At 54.1% G+C, this 13,953-nt stretch carries 17 protein-coding genes; 1 reads left to right on the top strand and 16 read right to left on the bottom strand.

All coding sequences use genetic code 11. The features are described from left to right. Positions 1 to 15 precede the first annotated feature (15 nt). Positions 16 to 723 carry a hypothetical protein gene (locus H3L93_RS06025; RefSeq protein ID WP_003795338.1) on the top strand — a complete coding sequence of 236 codons (708 nt, stop codon included), beginning with the start codon at positions 16 to 18 and terminating at the stop codon, positions 721 to 723. A 50-nt stretch (positions 724 to 773) separates the two neighbouring features. Here the strand turns inward: H3L93_RS06025 and H3L93_RS06020 are convergent, their stop codons facing one another. The 16 genes from H3L93_RS06020 to H3L93_RS05945 all read right to left on the bottom strand — a co-directional run bounded on the left by H3L93_RS06020 (position 774) and on the right by H3L93_RS05945 (position 13,951). Next, positions 774 to 2,003, bottom strand: a complete 1,230-nt coding sequence (locus H3L93_RS06020) for a contractile injection system protein, VgrG/Pvc8 family (protein WP_003795340.1) — start codon at positions 2,001 to 2,003, stop codon at positions 774 to 776. Between the two features lies 1 nt (position 2,004). Next, entirely contained in the window at positions 2,005 to 2,460 is a 456-nt protein-coding gene (locus H3L93_RS06015) for a phage tail protein (protein ID WP_003795342.1), read from the bottom strand. A 44-nt stretch (positions 2,461 to 2,504) separates the two neighbouring features. Then, the gene (locus H3L93_RS06010; protein ID WP_003795343.1) at positions 2,505 to 5,147 is read right to left on the bottom strand and encodes a phage tail tape measure protein; all 2,643 of its coding nucleotides are present in this window, start codon (positions 5,145 to 5,147) and stop codon (positions 2,505 to 2,507) included. Positions 5,148 to 5,397: 250 nt separating this feature from the next. Further along, complete coding sequence (locus tag H3L93_RS06005) at positions 5,398 to 5,748, bottom strand: hypothetical protein (protein ID WP_003795348.1); 351 nt, start codon at positions 5,746 to 5,748, stop codon at positions 5,398 to 5,400. Positions 5,749 to 5,808: 60 nt separating this feature from the next. Beyond that, positions 5,809 to 6,315, bottom strand: coding sequence for a phage major tail tube protein (locus H3L93_RS06000; RefSeq protein ID WP_003795350.1), 507 nt, complete (start codon positions 6,313 to 6,315; stop codon positions 5,809 to 5,811). A 66-nt stretch (positions 6,316 to 6,381) separates the two neighbouring features. Further along, the gene (locus H3L93_RS05995) at positions 6,382 to 7,569 is read right to left on the bottom strand and encodes a phage tail sheath subtilisin-like domain-containing protein (protein WP_003795352.1); all 1,188 of its coding nucleotides are present in this window, start codon (positions 7,567 to 7,569) and stop codon (positions 6,382 to 6,384) included. Between the two features lie 741 nt (positions 7,570 to 8,310). After that, a complete protein-coding gene (locus tag H3L93_RS05990; RefSeq protein ID WP_003795356.1) occupies positions 8,311 to 8,652 on the bottom strand; it encodes a hypothetical protein in 342 nt (113 codons plus the stop codon). 128 nt (positions 8,653 to 8,780) lie between these two features. After that, positions 8,781 to 8,963, bottom strand: a complete 183-nt coding sequence (locus H3L93_RS05985) for a hypothetical protein (protein ID WP_040558190.1) — start codon at positions 8,961 to 8,963, stop codon at positions 8,781 to 8,783. A 2-nt stretch (positions 8,964 to 8,965) separates the two neighbouring features. Further along, a complete protein-coding gene (locus H3L93_RS05980; RefSeq protein WP_003795361.1) occupies positions 8,966 to 9,235 on the bottom strand; it encodes a hypothetical protein in 270 nt (89 codons plus the stop codon). Between the two features lie 183 nt (positions 9,236 to 9,418). After that, complete coding sequence (locus H3L93_RS05975; RefSeq protein ID WP_003795363.1) at positions 9,419 to 9,781, bottom strand: hypothetical protein; 363 nt, start codon at positions 9,779 to 9,781, stop codon at positions 9,419 to 9,421. Between the two features lie 230 nt (positions 9,782 to 10,011). Continuing rightward, complete coding sequence (locus tag H3L93_RS05970) at positions 10,012 to 10,878, bottom strand: DNA adenine methylase (protein ID WP_003795365.1); 867 nt, start codon at positions 10,876 to 10,878, stop codon at positions 10,012 to 10,014. Between the two features lie 77 nt (positions 10,879 to 10,955). Continuing rightward, complete coding sequence (locus H3L93_RS05965; RefSeq protein WP_081446091.1) at positions 10,956 to 11,099, bottom strand: Com family DNA-binding transcriptional regulator; 144 nt, start codon at positions 11,097 to 11,099, stop codon at positions 10,956 to 10,958. A gap of 177 nt (positions 11,100 to 11,276) precedes the next feature. Then, complete coding sequence (locus H3L93_RS05960) at positions 11,277 to 11,780, bottom strand: hypothetical protein (protein ID WP_003795366.1); 504 nt, start codon at positions 11,778 to 11,780, stop codon at positions 11,277 to 11,279. Positions 11,781 to 11,783: 3 nt separating this feature from the next. After that, positions 11,784 to 12,545 carry a hypothetical protein gene (locus H3L93_RS05955; protein ID WP_003795368.1) on the bottom strand — a complete coding sequence of 254 codons (762 nt, stop codon included), beginning with the start codon at positions 12,543 to 12,545 and terminating at the stop codon, positions 11,784 to 11,786. Positions 12,546 to 12,560: 15 nt separating this feature from the next. Further along, on the bottom strand, positions 12,561 to 13,370 hold the full coding sequence (locus tag H3L93_RS05950; protein ID WP_003795370.1) for a phage tail protein: 810 nt from the start codon (positions 13,368 to 13,370) through the stop codon (positions 12,561 to 12,563). Continuing rightward, positions 13,367 to 13,951 carry a phage tail protein I gene (locus tag H3L93_RS05945; RefSeq protein WP_003795372.1) on the bottom strand — a complete coding sequence of 195 codons (585 nt, stop codon included), beginning with the start codon at positions 13,949 to 13,951 and terminating at the stop codon, positions 13,367 to 13,369. The genes H3L93_RS05950 and H3L93_RS05945 overlap by 4 nt, the downstream gene beginning before the upstream one ends. Positions 13,952 to 13,953: the final 2 nt, after the last annotated feature.

Below are 13,953 nucleotides of genomic sequence, written 5' to 3'. Positions count from 1 at the left end.
TATTGCACGGTCATCATGGATACAGCTGCCCAACCTCAACAATATTCTGATTTAGCCGTTATTTTTGTCCTGCTCTACACCGTCATCTCGGTTGTGGCATTGTCTGTATTCTTTGCCAAAAAAAGTAAACGGCATCTCATTTGGACGCTCACGCTAGGCTGGTTATTGGCATTTGTCGCGGGTTTTTTGTTGGTTGATTTATTCAACGCAGGCTGGCTAGGCGCGATTGCCAGCATCATCCTAAGCCTATTGAGCTTTGGAGCTTGGCTAACTTGGTTCGGCTATCAAGCCCCCGATTCCCCTCGTTTGCGCAACCATACCCAGCAATCCCACACCCAATCAGAAATTGAGCGCCTGCGCCGCCTCGGTGCCCCGCATCGCCAAGCGGAATCCATCACACCCCCTCGCTTTCCTACCACCCCGCCGCCCCTATCGCCAGCCCAGCGCAAAAAAATCAAAAGACAACGCAACCGCCCCTCAACCACCACCCCAACACCGCCCACGCGCGACCCCTATGCGCACAAAGGCACGCAAGTTGCCTTTACCTACACCAACAACAAGGGCATCACCAAATCGCGCCGTGTCCAAATCACCAAAATAGACAGCATTTATCTGCGCGGCATAGATTTGGACATCCACCAAATGCGCACCTTTTCGCTCAGCAAAATCCACCACCGAGAAGTAACGGACATCAACACAGGCGAAATAATCAAAAATTTATAGCCGCCACAACAAAGGCAGCCTGAATTTCAGGCCGCCTTTTTTTTCACTCTCTATTTTTTCGCCGCCGCCTTGCCGCCCGCCTGCTCATCCTCCGCCTCAATCCGCGCCTCAAACTTCACGCTGCTACTCAGCCCGCTTTGGCTAAGCTGGTGGCTCAGCTCCACAATAAGCCATTGCTGGTTATCAATCTCAGGCTTAAACCCAACCACATCCACAGGTATCTCGGGAAACAAATCAGGTCGCCCCGTCGCCAGCGTCAGGCTAAATTCCGCCACACCGCGCGCCAGCTTTTTAAACGCCGCCGCCGCACCGTGCCATGCCGTTGCTTCGCTGGCATAAAGATGGCGCAGGGTTTTAATTTTCAAGCCGTCGGTGTTGATTTTGCGGTGCTCCATCGTGGTCTTGTGGGTGGTTTTGCTGCGCACCACCTTGCCCGTTTTTTTATCCTTGCGCGGGCGTTTATACACATGCGTCTTGCTGGTCGTGCGCTTTTCAGGCTTCAAATTCGTTTTGTCGATCACCACTTCCATGCGTTTGCCTGTTTTTTTGTCCGTGTAATACGCTCGAACCGCTGTATAAGCATTTGCTGCGTTGTAGCCAAAGCGGTGCTGGTCGCCCAGCTGCCGCGTAATGCGCAAGGTCGGTATCTTAATGCCGCTGGTGGTCAGGCTCTCGCCCATCGGCGCAAAAATCAGCTTGCCCTGCTTCACCGTCGCAATCGCATCATGCTGTTCCGCCAAGCGCGTTAAAAAGCTCGCGTCGCTCTCCTGCGTCTGGTCAATATGCTCAATCTTGATGTTTTTGTATTGTGCCGCAATCGCAGGCTCATATTTGTTTGCCAGCGCAATCGCGTGGGCAATCGCATACAGCGTGGTTTTGTGCCAGCTTTTTTCTTTCTGCTCCATCAGCGTGTCGGCAATATCCGCCGCCCGCGCGGTCAGGCTCAGCGTGTCGGGGCCGCCTTGGCAGGTGCATTCGGTCAGCGTGTATTCGCCTTTGTCAATCAGCCCCGTTTCCGCATAGCCCAGTTCTAGCGTAATTTTGCTGCCCGCTTCGGGAATCGCCAGCGCGCCATCATAATCGTTCAGCTCAATGGTTAGCTCGTCCGCTTCAAAGCCGCGTTTATCAATCAGGCTCAGGCTAATCAGGCGCGACATCGTTTGCGTGCCAAACACTTGCCCGTTCAGCGTCAGCTTGGCTTGCGGGGTCAAATGCTTGCCGTGGGTGTTCGCCGCGCCAAAGGTTTTCCATGTTTGGATGAGCCGCTGTTTCAAATCCATATCACACCCCGCTCAGCATGCGCACCAAGCCCACAGCCAAGCCCAATGCTTCGCCTTTCAGCCCAAAGCTGTGTTCGGCAACTTTTTTCAGCGTCATGCTAAAACTGATGCTGCGCGCCTTGCTGTCATACATCAGCTCGCTGCGGTTTTCGCTAATGCTTGTAATCACAAAGCTGCCCATCAGCTTGCCCGTGCCCAAAATCAGCGGGTAAGCCTGCCCCGTGTCCGCCATTTTGCGCAGCCATTCAATGCTGAAATCGCCGCCCGTAATCTCGGGGCGCAGCTCGCATTTCAGCGTCATTTCGTCAGGCTCTTTGCCCACATACTGCGATGGCGCAAAATCCTTGCCCACAATCGCCCCATGCGGATGCTTCCAAGATTGGTTGCGGTCTAAGCTCTGAAAAGGGATGGTGTAGGTGGTAAATACAAACATCCCCAAAGCGGCGAGAATAACCATGTTTTTTTCCTTTGTTTGCGTGTTTTCAGGCTGCCTTATGGCAGTTAATCCGCATCCAGCAAGCTGCTGTTGCGTCGGCGCTGCGCCATGCTGCCGATGCGCTCCAATTCGCGGCGCACCGCAGCCGCAATATCCTGCGCGCTTTGCTGCGCCGCAGCCTGAATGTTGATGGTAATGGATTGTGTCAGATTGTTTTCAGGCTGCCTGTTGTTGCCGGCGACAGATGAGCGCAAGGCTGGCGCGGGGCTGCTGTTGCCCGAAAAATAGCGGTTCGCCTTCTGCAATGCCGCGCCTGCCAAACCTGTTTTGCGCAGCCGCTCCAATGCGCGCCAGCCGCCAAACCGCGCCACATCCGCTTGGTTAAACACCACTTCGCCCTTGTGTACCACGCCCGCCACATCGTTCACGCCGCCATGCCCCGTGTAGCCCCCGCGCGAAAACCCCACCGCGCTTTTTACCTTGCCCCAAGTGTTGCTCGCCGCCTTGCCCATATCAAAATTTTGAATCGCTGCCTTGGCTTGCTGGATTTTGCCAATCAAATAATCAAATTTCGCGCCCAACGTGTTAATCAGCGCAATCGGCGCGCTTAATGCCGCAATAAACGGATTGTCGCGCAACACGCCTTTCAGCCATTCCCAGCCCGCAGCAATGCCCGCTTTCAGCCTATCCCAGTTGGCAATCATGGATAGGATTAAACCAATCGGACCCATAAGCGCGCCAATAAATGGGTTATCGCGCAACACACCGCGCAACCAGTTCCATCCCGCAGCAATGCCCGCTTTCACTCTGTCCCAATGCATCCACAGCGCAACAATCAAGCCGACCGCAATCAATGCCCAGCCAAAAGGATTGCTCACCATAAACGTTAAAGCCGCGCGCCCAAACGTCAGCAGCGCCGTGCCCAATCCGCCCAACAAACGCGTAATCATGGGCAGCACAAACGAGCCACGGCTCAGCAGGTTAAACGCCATCGCCCAGCTCGTCTGCATAGCGGCCAGCGGCAACATAACCCCCGCCACCACCAAAGAAACCCCCGCAATCGCCACTGCAACAATGCCTGCCGCCGCCGCAACTTTCATAATCGTATTCGCCGTTTTCGGGTTTTTCGCCGCCCAAGCGCTGAGTTTTTCGTTCACTTCGCCAATCCATGTCACCACGCTTTTCAGCTCGGGCGCAATCGCCTCGCCCATGCTGGCAAGAAAGTTGGTAAACGTCCCCGTTGCCGCGTCCCACAAATTGCTCAGCGTGCCCAGCTGCTCGTTCACGCGCTGGTTTAAGCTGGCTTGTGCTTCCATTTTGGCAGCAAATTCGTTATAGCCCTCTTGCCCCTTGCTTATCATGGTGTTCAAGGCTTGCAGCGTTTCCGCGTCGTCGCCAAAAATACCTTTCAGCACTTTCAGCCGCTGCTCGGTGTTGAGCTTTTGCAACTTGGCAAGCTCGGTGTACATCTTTTCAATACCGCCAAACTCACCCTTGCCATTGGTGAAATCCAAGCTGATGCCCGTGCCTTTGGTTACTTTGGCTATTTTTTTGCTATCCATTGCCAGCGTGAATACTTTGCGCAAAGCATTGCCCGCGCTCTCGCCGCTCAGCCCCGCTTGGTCTAGCATCCCAATCAAAGGGCTAAACGTTTTAATCGCCGCTTCGCCTTTCAGGCGGGTTACATCCAGCGCGGGCGAGAGCTTGGAGAATGCGCCCAAAATATTGTTGTCATCCACGCCCGCATAAAACAGCCGCTGCACGCTGTCCATTAAGCCCAGCATTTCTGTTTCTGTGGAGCGGGTGGCATCTTGCAGCTTGGCAGCCATTTCCGCCGCCGCTTCGGGCGTTTTTTTCAACTGTACCGCCAGCAAGGCAGCTGCTTCGCCTGTGCCACCGAGCACCGTCTCCGCCGAAACGCCTTGCCGCATCAGCATGGTCATCAGGTTTTTAAAATCGGCGGTCGTACCGGGCAGCTTGTCGCCCAAGCGCGTCGCCAATTCGTTTACCGCCTGATACTGCGCCGACACCTGCCCCGTTTTATCCATCATTGCCATGCGCAAATCGGTGCTGGCGGCTTCGGTTTCGGCATAGGCTTTTAACGGCACCATCAGCGTGCGCCCGATGCCCGCAGCAGCTAAACTGGATGCGGCGGAAGTGGCAAGGGCGCGCCTGCCTGCTTGGCTCATGCGCTGGCTGCGTTCACGGGCGCGGTCAAGTCGGTTCAATGCGGCGCGTTCGCGCTCCAATGCGTGTGCCGCTTCATCATGCTCACGGTTCAGGCGCGCTTGCGATTCGCGCAGGCGCGTTGTGCTGATGCCTTGTGTGCGCAATTCATTGCCCAAGGCGTGCGAAGATTGTTGCAAGCGTTGGTATTCTTGTTGGCTTTGCCGCATGCTGCGTTGGAGCTGCGTCCACTCGCGCTGTTGTTCGCGGGTCAGGCTGCCTTGTTGCCGTTGCGTTTGCGCCAGCGACTGGATGCGCTGTTGCGTATTCTGCATTTGCGCATCAAGTTGGCGCATGGCTTGGCGTTGGTTGATGTATTGCGTCAGGTTGTTGCGGTTGCGTGCGCTGCGGTCAAACGCTTGTTGCAGCCTGCCCAGCCGTCCGCTTAACCCTGATGCTGCGTCCCGCACGCGGTTCATCGCGTTGCTGGCGCGGTCGCTCGCATTCATAATAATTCGTAAAACAAGGTTGTTATCTGCCATAGCGTTTTTCCGTTTTGCTGATTAAAAAAGGCGGAAATATCCGCCTGTGTGGTTTAGCTCGCTTCGCTGCTTTGGTTGGCGATAATCGCGCGGTGCGTCCAGCGTAAAAGCTCGGACAAGGTGTATTCGCGATAGGGCGCGATGCCGCCGCCAAAGGTGAGGGCGCATTGGGCAAGGCAATCATCAATCGCGTTGTAGTATTGCAGCTCGTCCCGCGCGGCTTCGTCCCAAATATCCTCTGCCCGCGCAACTATTCGGGCAAAGTGCTCGGCGCGGATTCGGAGCCCGCAAGGTATCCCAGTTCGGCAAGCGCCGCCGTCATCTCGGCTTTGGCTGCCGGTGGCGCGGAAAAAAAATTTAGCGCGGCATTGAGCACATCGGCATCGGCAAGGCTCAATTTGCCGTATTCCACACGGGTCAGCGCGGGTGTGCTGATTTTTTGCAGCAGCTTTTGCACTTGGTCGGTGTGTTTGATTTTGATTAAGTCTTGGCTCAATCCGTCTAGGTCTTTGGCATAAGGCTCGCGCAGCTGATATTGCGCGCCGTTGGATAGCGTAACCGTCAGATTGCCGTTGGCTTGGATTTGAATACTTTGGGTCATAGGGTTTTCCTGTTAGGTAAAAGAATAGGGTAGGGGGGCGGCTTTCAGGCTGCCTCAGGCTTATAAGCCCAATGCTCGGCGCAAGCCCGTGCGCTCGTCTTTGCCGCCAAAAATGGCTTTGTTGCCCAGCACGTCAAATTCAAGGATAGGTTCGCCGTCCAGCGTTTCTTTCCAATAAACAAGGGCGATTTTGAATTTATGCTCGCCGCCTTCGTTTTGCTTGTCGTTGCCGGGGTCGGCTTCAATAATGCGTCCGCGCGCTTCGCCTTTAAGCTGTTGGTAGCTCTCGCCGTCCTCTTGTTGCAATGCGCCTTGATAGCGAATCAGCGTGCCGCCGATGGTGGACGACATGGATTTGAGCATATCGGCTTCGTAGCCTTTGGCGGTGATTTCCATTTCCAGCTTGTCGAATCCGTGCACGGTGGTCAGCTCGGTCATCACGCCGCCCGGTGTGTAGTCCTCGGTCTTGCGGCTGATTTTCGGGCGGCTGATGTCAATAAGAATGCCGTATTTGTCCTCTCCGTTGATAAAAGCAGTAAAGCCTTTGAGCTGGCGGGGTAATTGCATGGGGGTGTCCTTTGGGTTTGGGCAGCCTGAAAGCCGTCATGAAAACAGTTTCAGGCTGCCTTTGGGTTAGATGGTGGTGGCTTTCAGGCTGTTGGCAAAGCTCACAACTTTGTTGGTCAGGTTCACAAAGAAGGTGTCGGAAACATATTGCTCCAATACCAAGTTCTCCAACGGCGGCACGGCGGTGAATTCGTAGCCGAAAGTAAATTGCCCAGCCTGCACATTGGTTGCTTGGTTTTTGTTGGCATCCACAAACACGCGCGCACCCAGCAGCATTCCTTTGTAAACATATTCCGACAGCTTGGCGTTGATGCCCATAATGATGTCTTCCAACAAGCTCGGATGCATCGGTTTGTCCATCGCCCACAAAAACGAGCTGGCAATGGTTTCTTGGATAATTTGCGCGCTGCGCACCGTTGATTCAAACGCCATCATCGGGTCTTCCGAGCAGGTGCGGTTGCCCCATGTGCGAAAGCCGTTTTCGCGGATCAGCGTGGTTACATCGGCGTTGTTGAGCGTGTTGGCATCGCATTTATCGTCCAACAAATCAAAGCTGCGCGGCAGTTTGAGCTGGCTCACGCCGTTAATCACCGTATTGGAGATGGTTTTATGCCAGCCGATTTGCGTGTCCAGCTTGGCGCGTGCGCCCAAAATGCGGGCAATAGTGGCATCATCCTCGCCCTTGTCGTCGATAAACTGGTTATCAATCAACATGATTTCGCGTTGCCCGAAATTCTTACGATAATTCGCCACTGCGCTGATGTCGGGGTTGTTGCCCGCGCTGGCATAGATAAATGCGCGCGTCTCCTGCGCCACGCCTGCCAGCTCGGCAATCACCGATTGGCTGTCCAGCATCGGCACGCCAAGAATTTTAGGCGTGTAGCCCGTAACCGCCCGCGCGCGGCGCAAGGCTTTGATGCCCGTATAAACGCCGCCCGTTGCGCTGCCGATAATATGGTTGCGCTGCTCCTCCGCATCATCAGCATGCGGCACGCGCACCACAATAATCTGCGCATCCGCTTGGTCGCAAATGGCATCAAGCGATTTTGCCAGCGTGCCTTTTTCTCCTGCGCTGGCAAGGGCGCGATAAGCAGATGTGTGAAATACAGGGGTGTTCAGCGGAAATTGTTTGTCATCGGCATCATCAGCGGTGGCAACAATGCCGATAATGCTGCTGGCAATATCGCTAATGGCGCGTGCGCCTTTGGTAAATTCTTTGGTGGTTACGCCATGATGGCGGGCGGCTGTGGTCATAAATTCTCTCCTGTTGGCAATAGCAGGATTGTTGGGGATTGCTTATCGCTTGGGTAGCGTTTTAGGGATTAAGGGAGCGGTTTAGGTTGTTGCCCATAAAAAACCGCCCGATGTATAAAGCCCCGTTGCCAAACAATAAAAAAACCAGCTAGACATCTAGCTGGTTTAATCAATTTGCAGCGGCTGCCCTCCGATAATCTCCGCATCCCACCCTTTCCACTTTTTCTGCCGCCCGCGAACGATGATGCCAGTCGCAAAAAATCATACCCTATTTGCAGGATAAATCCACTACAAATTTGTTGCACAATGTGCAATAGTATTTCAAAACACCAAACCCGCCTTAATGGCGGGTTTAATCTTTGGCGGCCACCGGAATCAACCGAAGAACCACCAAATGGCAATCAGTTTGGCGATTATTGCAAATGTCCAGCCTGTGCCGTAGGCGAGCCGCCGTGCTTCCGCTCGGCCGTAGATTTGGGTGCATACAGCTAGGCAGGTCCTATAAATGACGGCATCAAGGATAAGGATAATGCCGATGGTAAAGACAAAATGTTGAAGATGGGTCAGTTGTGCTGTAAACGCAGGAGGAATTACGTGCATAGGTTATCCTTTCAAAATTGATAAATGGAGGCGCCTGCCGCCGTTGCCGCAACCGCTTGGCGTATGACACCTATATATAGATGTCAATCATTAAGGCAGTGATACCATAACACAAAACCGCCCTCCCGGGCGGTTTCTTAATCAGTTGCCAAACTCTTCATCGAGAGCGGCGTTGGCGGCCGCAGCGTAGTCTTCCAAGTCGCTGCTGTTGCTTGTTACTACATCCATTACACGGTCATATCCGTGTTCTGCCACCAGTTCGGCAATGCGGTTTTCTAGGGCTTGGTTGTCGGCAACCACTTTCGCCCACCAGTCATAATCGGCTTGGCTGATGGCAAAATCAGCGTTTTCATCGGTTTTTTCAAACTCGCGGTCAAACGCGCCGGTGTTGCCCACAAAATCAAAAATGTAATCGCAACCTGTTTTGGGGTCGATGATGGCCAAAGTTTCGATTGCGCCGGTTTCTTTGATGAACAGTTCCATTTTTGTCTCCTATCCGCCCGCAGGCGGTCAGTTGGTTAATCAGTTGTTTATCGCGCTGTGCTGCGATGTGTGTATTATATCCCATTGGGATATTTATGCAAGCACTTTTTGCACTTTTTTTGTCAAAATTATTTATTGCTTTGTTTTAATTGAACTTTAATTTGCTCTTTGACCCAACTGCCGAAGTTGGGCAGGGATTGGGCGAAGTCCAACAAATCCTGCTCGGTGTCGCGGTTGAACGAAACCGTCTTGTTGGTGCTTTTGGCCGCGTATTTGGCGCGGGCTTTTTGTAGTGGGGTTTTGTCGGCCACGGTCAATCCTCCAGCTCTCTTGTCGGGGTGTCCAGCTCGTCAATCACGTTATGCAGCGCGGTAAACTTGGGACGGTTCAGCCCGCCCAAATCGCCGAACAGCTCGGCAATGCGCTCTTCGTCCTGCGCCGCCACTGCGCGTTTGAGCCGCTCAATCAGTGTAATGTAGTCCTGCTCCCATTTGTCCGCCCACTCGTGGGCAAAGTCCAGCCGTGTTTGGCGGTTTTTGGATTTGCGCAGGCGCTCGTAAATACTGGTTCGGTTTTTTGACATCGGGTTATCCTTAAAAACAAAAACGCCCGAAAAATCAGGCGTTTTAACGTATAAATTTTAGTTTCAACACACGCCCTTGCGGGCGAAAATACGAACATAACTACTTTAGTTTCAACACACAGCCGCTTGCGGCGGCTGAAACAACGGGGCAGACTTTACGCCTTTTCGTCTGCCCCGTCAATATTATCGCGTTGTGATGATAATTTGCAGTCTATCTTTTTCCCAGTTGCCGTTAAAACCTTTAAGATGCTCGATGTAATATTTTGCATCGGTATGGGCAAAAAACGCATCAAATTGGCTTTGGAATTTGGCGGCCCAGCCGTCAAGGGCTGATTCGAGCCGGGCATCGGCAATATCCATGCCCTCCGGAAGTCTTAGGGCGTAAAGGTTATTTGCTTCAGCCCAAAAAGCCGCAACCGAATCCAAGATGTCATTAGCCCAAGCTATTTGTTTTTCAGACCCTGACAAGTATTCGGGGCGGTTAATGATAACTGGCAACATGGCAAAACGGTTTTTACCGCCAAAATCTCTAATTTCGTATTTCATTTTTTGTCTCCTACCCGCCCGCAGGCGGCCATTTAGTTAATCGGTTGTTTATCGCGCTGTGCTGCGATGTGTGTATTATATCCCATTGGGATATTTATGCAAGCACTTTTTGCATTTATTTTGCAAAAGATGATGATGCTATTGATTTTATTGTGAATTTATTTTGTTTAAAAAAGAACCGCCGCGCAAAAGCACTAGCATCAAGACTTTTGCGCGGCGGTTTTGCATTTTTACCGCTCAAAACGGTAAACCATATTGTCCTCGTAGCAACTGCCTTTGGACAGCGTGCCCCGTATCGTTACCTGCCCAAACCCCGCCCAGTTCGCCCATTCCTGCGGCTTGTATTGCCGCAGGAAGCCCAGATAATCCAAAAACTCGCTCCTCGTGCTGCTGAAAAACACAAACGGCGGGCGCACCATCTGCGCCAGCGTCAGAAACGGCACCATGCCGAAATAGGTTTGGTTGGCGTACATGCCCTGTTGGGTGCAGACATAGGGCGGGTCAAGTATCAGCAGGGTGTTGTCCTGCCCGGCGTATCGGGGCAGCAGGGTCTCAAAGGATTGGCTCGTAATGTCCAGCCCGTCCAAATAGTCCGCCGCCTCGGGGTAGGGGCTGAGGCGCAGGCGGTTGTACAGGGTCTCCCCATACAGACAATCCGGCGTTGCCGCCTCTTTGCCGCTGTACAGCAGCCACGAGCGCAGGCAGTTGAGGTCTTTGTAGCCGCCGAAGCCTCGGATGATAACGACCACGGCGGCTTTGGCATCTGCGTTTAACGCCTTGTCGCGCGGCTGCTTGTCCAATACCTCCGCCAGCCTGTCGCGCAGGCGGTTGGTGTCGGGGATGTTTTTGATGCGCTCGGCGTATCCGTCAAAGTCGTTGTAAATCACGCGCGCTTTGGGCAAGGTGCGTTTGGTGGTATGCGCTAGCAAGCCGCTGCCGCCGAATACATCCACAATTGTCCATCCTGCGCCATCATTTGGGATATTTTGCTGCAAGACAGGGATAAGGTGTTTTAAAAAATTGCGCTTTTGCCCAACAAACGGCAAAGGAGCTTTGCGGTAGGTTTGTTTGGGTTGAGATAGAGATTGAGCATCCATAGTGTCCTTTCAAATACAGACGCTCGGGGCGCTCAGCGAAAGGCATGCTATGGATGCTCAAAAAAGAAAAGGGATTTTCAGGCTGCCTGAAAGTGGTTGAATTGCTTGCAGCGCGGGCATTTGACCGCAAGGCGGTATGTGCCCGCGATTTCGCCTAGCTTGCGGTTGCAGGACTGACAGCGCAGTTCGGTGGATTGTGATGTAGATGTGTGTGTTGTCATGGTGCAGATACTCCTGTTTTGGTTTACAATCCGCCCGCCCTCGAGGGCTACGGCGGCTGATGCAGGACACCTCTGCTTTGGCAAGGGGGCGGAGGCGTGTTACAGCATGCCTTCGTCTCTGCCGTACTTTTCAGCATTCCCCCGTTGTTTTAACGGGGGATTTTTATATGTTTTTTGCTATTTTTTTGGCGACTCCTCCCCGGCGTATTCCGCCACGTTCAAAATGCTGCCTGCAACGCGTCGCGCCAAACGGCTCGGGCTATACTTTTCAGGCTGCCCTAGCCCCAACGCACGGGCGCACCACTCCGAGCAAAACCATCTCTGCTCAACCTGCCGCACAGGCAACACCACGCCCAACGCGCCGATGTAGTCATATCTCGCCCCACTCGTGGCTTGATACAGCGCCCAAACCTTGTCGTGCGCCTCCGCATCGCGGATAGGGATTAAATCCCACTTGTCGGCGGGCAGCGGCATGGTTTTGGCACGCACGCCGCCGTCTCGTAGGCTGGCGGAATAGCAGTGGTAATCCTCGGCAAAGCCATGCTTAACCGCAATCTCGCAATGGCTGTACTGCCCGCCCGTGGCGGTGCGCACCGCCCAATCCGTCAAGCGTTGCCACAGCTCGCGCGGCGACTTGCCGCGTTTGCGCCCTTTGTATAAAGCCAAATAAACCTGCGTCATGGTCTAGCCCTCCGTTTCAGGCAGCCTGAACGCAATCTCAACCGCCGCCAAATCATCCTGCGTTTTGGCGCGCTCAATCTGCACCTGCAACGCCTGCCGCTGCCCCGCCACGCACGCTGCCAGCATCTCGTACTGCTGCGTTTTGCGCAGCGCGGCGCGAATCAGCACGATGCGGTCAATGCCGCGATGCTTGGCGATGCCGTCCAACACCGGTGTCGGCGCGTTGTCGTCCTCCGCCCATGCTCGCGCCTCCGCGCCCTGCATCGCCCAAGTTTCCTGCTCAAAGGCAGGCACAATATCCGTTTTCGCGTGTTTATCCACAAATGCCTGCGCGGCGGTGGCAAGTTCCGCCAGTTTTGCTGCTTGGGCAGCCTGAAACTGCGCTTGCTCGGCGGCTTTTTGCTTGGTGCGGTTAAGCTGCCATGTTTGTTTTTCTGCGCTCCATTCGTGCAGTTCGGATGGCGGTGCAGCAGCGGTCAAATGAGCGGGCAGCTCGCCCACGGTTTGCACGGTTTCAGGCTGCCCATTGTCGGTGCGGTAAACCGTTTGCCCGCGATAGTCGGGCAGGTATGCCCATGTTTGGCTTTGGGGCTGCCATTGGGCAACAAAGCCCTGTTTACTTTCGGGTGGTTCAGCGTCCACACAGCCTGCTGGGATTAACCAGTTTTCAGGCTGCATGGGGTCGGCATCGGCAACGGTTTGATGCAGGTAAAAGCCATCTGCATCCAATTGGCATACAGGTTTGGTTTGGGGTAAATCGCTCATCGTTTTGTCCCTTCGTTAATATTTTATACATGCCAGCAGCGCGATATTGCGCGGGCGGTTTTCGTGAGCGGTGGGGACGACTTTGGACGCGTCCAGCCAAAAATCCATCACCACACCCGCATTGTTGTCGTTGCGCGACCATACCAGCCCGCGCTCGCCCTGCTTGCGGAAGCCGAACGCGCCCTGGCTGCTTGAGCCATCTTGGCCGTACAGGTACATCTGCGCGGTGATGTTGCGAATGGCATCGCCCTGCCAAGTCCCCAAACCGCGCCCCACATCCACCCCGCGTCCGTCATCCCAAAAGCGCGGGAATTCCCCGCGTGCGTCAGGCAGGTTATATGTAGAATGCCCATCGCCTGCACCATATCGCGTGCCAATTAACGCAAATAAATTCGCATAAAGTGTGCGTGAAATTGCCGCACCATTCATTTTTAACGAACCTGATGGTGCGGTTTCTCCTAAATAGAAAAAAACTGCTCCGGTTGGAAGTAGGCTGTATGACGAGTAACCCGTCAGTAGCTCGTTCAATTTTGTAATCGCATCGTTCAAGGCTTTGCCCTGCGCTGCGGTGAGTGCGGCATCGGTGACGGTGCTGTTGAGCGTGTTGATGAGCTTGACCAGCCCCGCTGTTTTGGCAGTGGCATTGCCGGGCAACGCTGCATTCAGCTCGGTAATTTGCTGTTTCAGGTAGCTCGTGCGGTTGGCAAGCTGGCGGTAGGCAATGTTTACCGCGCCGTCCGCTCCACCGAGCACGCGGTCGCCCGTATCTACTTGGCGGACGATGGCTTCCCATTGTGGGTTTTCTTGAATGGCTGTATCGGTCATGATGTGATGGCTCCAAAGGTATGAGTTCCGTCAAAAGCAATTTCGGCGTTCCAGTAAAGCGGGTTGCTGCGGTAGTCCAGATAAACCAGCTCGCAGCGCAGCGGCGTGATTTCAGCCAGAAACTGTTTGATGATTTCGGCTTGCGCAATGGAAACCACGCGCTTTAACACAATGGCATATTTCGCCCAGTCATCGCTGCCGCCGCCAAAAAAGAAGTTGCCGTCAAAAGTGGCGCTGCCGTCAAAGGTCAGGTTGTGCACGCGCTCCAAGATGTCTATTTCGCCCAGTTGCAAATCGCGGAATAGCTGGCGAATCATGGCGGGCGTGCCTTTGTGTTGATGTTTGGCAACATAGTTTTGGATTAGGTTGCGTTGCGCGGATTCGGTTTCGGCAAAGCCCCAGCCCTCCGCGTCGGCAATGCTGTTTTCCCAAGCCAGATACGGCAAAAAATGGGTTTGGCAGGTAGCCGCTTCGCGGTTGAGCAAAATCACGCGCCAATCCAGCGCGGCAATTTGCTGCTCGCTCAACTGGGCGAGCGCGTGCATCAGGGGGCTGTTGTTGCTGGGCAGAATGCTTTGCATGG

Origin of the sequence: Kingella oralis, from assembly GCF_014054985.1 — a bacterium.
GTDB classification, from domain to species: Bacteria; Pseudomonadota; Gammaproteobacteria; order Burkholderiales; family Neisseriaceae; genus Kingella_B; species Kingella_B oralis.
Note: the sequence above shows the minus strand (reverse complement) of the source record. Positions and strands in the feature narration are given on the sequence as shown.

What these genes read in the sequence shown, in the direction of transcription:
- H3L93_RS06025 (WP_003795338.1), top strand. Translation starts at nt 16, where the DNA reads ATGGATACAGCTGCCCAACCTCAACAATATTCTGATTTAGCCGTTATT.
- H3L93_RS06020 (WP_003795340.1), bottom strand. Translation starts at nt 2,003, where the DNA reads ATGGATTTGAAACAGCGGCTCATCCAAACATGGAAAACCTTTGGCGCG.
- H3L93_RS06015 (WP_003795342.1), bottom strand. Translation starts at nt 2,460, where the DNA reads ATGGTTATTCTCGCCGCTTTGGGGATGTTTGTATTTACCACCTACACC.
- H3L93_RS06010 (WP_003795343.1), bottom strand. Translation starts at nt 5,147, where the DNA reads ATGGCAGATAACAACCTTGTTTTACGAATTATTATGAATGCGAGCGAC.
- H3L93_RS06005 (WP_003795348.1), bottom strand. Translation starts at nt 5,748, where the DNA reads ATGACCCAAAGTATTCAAATCCAAGCCAACGGCAATCTGACGGTTACG.
- H3L93_RS06000 (WP_003795350.1), bottom strand. Translation starts at nt 6,315, where the DNA reads ATGCAATTACCCCGCCAGCTCAAAGGCTTTACTGCTTTTATCAACGGA.
- H3L93_RS05995 (WP_003795352.1), bottom strand. Translation starts at nt 7,569, where the DNA reads ATGACCACAGCCGCCCGCCATCATGGCGTAACCACCAAAGAATTTACC.
- H3L93_RS05990 (WP_003795356.1), bottom strand. Translation starts at nt 8,652, where the DNA reads ATGGAACTGTTCATCAAAGAAACCGGCGCAATCGAAACTTTGGCCATC.
- H3L93_RS05980 (WP_003795361.1), bottom strand. Translation starts at nt 9,235, where the DNA reads ATGTCAAAAAACCGAACCAGTATTTACGAGCGCCTGCGCAAATCCAAA.
- H3L93_RS05975 (WP_003795363.1), bottom strand. Translation starts at nt 9,781, where the DNA reads ATGAAATACGAAATTAGAGATTTTGGCGGTAAAAACCGTTTTGCCATG.
- H3L93_RS05970 (WP_003795365.1), bottom strand. Translation starts at nt 10,878, where the DNA reads ATGGATGCTCAATCTCTATCTCAACCCAAACAAACCTACCGCAAAGCT.
- H3L93_RS05965 (WP_081446091.1), bottom strand. Translation starts at nt 11,099, where the DNA reads ATGACAACACACACATCTACATCACAATCCACCGAACTGCGCTGTCAG.
- H3L93_RS05960 (WP_003795366.1), bottom strand. Translation starts at nt 11,780, where the DNA reads ATGACGCAGGTTTATTTGGCTTTATACAAAGGGCGCAAACGCGGCAAG.
- H3L93_RS05955 (WP_003795368.1), bottom strand. Translation starts at nt 12,545, where the DNA reads ATGAGCGATTTACCCCAAACCAAACCTGTATGCCAATTGGATGCAGAT.
- H3L93_RS05950 (WP_003795370.1), bottom strand. Translation starts at nt 13,370, where the DNA reads ATGACCGATACAGCCATTCAAGAAAACCCACAATGGGAAGCCATCGTC.
- H3L93_RS05945 (WP_003795372.1), bottom strand. Translation starts at nt 13,951, where the DNA reads ATGCAAAGCATTCTGCCCAGCAACAACAGCCCCCTGATGCACGCGCTC.